The 1,153-nt window shown below is 32.8% G+C and carries 2 pseudogenes; both read right to left on the bottom strand.

The features are described 5' to 3' along the window. Nucleotides 1-520: pseudogene (locus AVJ20_RS17965) on the bottom strand (cell envelope biogenesis protein OmpA); the annotation flags it as partial. Between the two features lie 205 nt (nt 521-725). Next, a pseudogene (locus AVJ20_RS17960) lies at nt 726-1,042 on the bottom strand (transposase); the annotation flags it as partial. Between the last annotated feature and the right edge of the window lie 111 nt (nt 1,043-1,153).

The following is a 1,153-nucleotide window of genomic DNA, read 5'->3' as shown; positions in this document are numbered from 1 at the left end:
GTAAATCATTCAAGGAAGAACCGTTAAATTTAAATAAAGTGTCCGCAGCTAAATCTACTCGTATTGTCTGTTCCTGAGCAGCAACCTGATGCTTCACCTCACAACTTAAAGGCTGACCATTATTGGAAATAAAAGGTTTACCGTCTGTATTGACAGAGAGTACAAATTCATTGCTTGTTAGCTTTCCTACGTTTAAGTCAACATCACAACTTTGGCATGATTCTTCAGTACAGTTTTTTACTTTGAAATTGTAACTTTCTGGTTTTAAATGATAATTAGCAGAATTGCCTACATAGAACGTACCCGACTTAATACTGTCAATATAAAATTCTATCGGGCAGTTTTGTATTTCAGCAATATCGCCTGCACACAACAGTACATCTCTCTGTACATGTATTGTTTGTGTATTTGCTGCTGTTTTATTCTGAAAACGCAGATCTAATGTTTTTGTATATGGATTAGAAGTACATGCCGCCAACCCTATAGATACAACAACTAACCCAAATGGAAATTTAATCATAATATCCCCTATCATTTCCCTTTTTAAATACACTTGTTTTAAATTTAAAATCTTATAAGATATAATTATGTGACAAAAATCACAAAAAAGCCATAATATACTTATCATTAAGAAGAAATAGCTTAATATTTTTCTTTATTTTTAATCCCAATTATTTATGAATTGATTAGCACAGGGAAAAAATCTTATTTAACCCGAATCCTGCTTAAGCCAATGACTGCATAATTTGAATTGTGGGCTTATTCTGCTGGTTAATTGGTATGCACATAGTGATGCGTAGATACCACTTAAAAAGCCTGAGATACTTCTAGCTCTACTCGTCACCAAATTGTATTGACCTTTCAATAAGCTGAATAACGTTTCTATTTTATTACGTTGTTTTAAGTGATATGCATCTGATGTACAGAGTTGAACAGACCGCATGTTCTTTCGATGATAAGTAATTAAATCAATATCTTGTTCTTTTAATCTGTTTTTTAAATTCTGGCTGATATAACCACGATCCGCGTAAAGCTTTGCTTCAGAGACGATGGCTTTGCTTAAGGAATTGCCAATAAGTTGCTTCAAATTTAAGAAAGAAATCATCAATTACGCAAAATAATTCGGTACTATTAAACATGAGGACTAGAGTTG

This window comes from Acinetobacter sp. CFCC 11171, from assembly GCF_003268405.1.
In the GTDB taxonomy this organism is placed as follows: Bacteria; Pseudomonadota; Gammaproteobacteria; order Pseudomonadales; family Moraxellaceae; genus Acinetobacter; species Acinetobacter amyesii.
The sequence above is the reverse complement of the archived record's forward strand: the minus strand, read 5'-3'. Positions and strand labels throughout refer to the sequence as shown.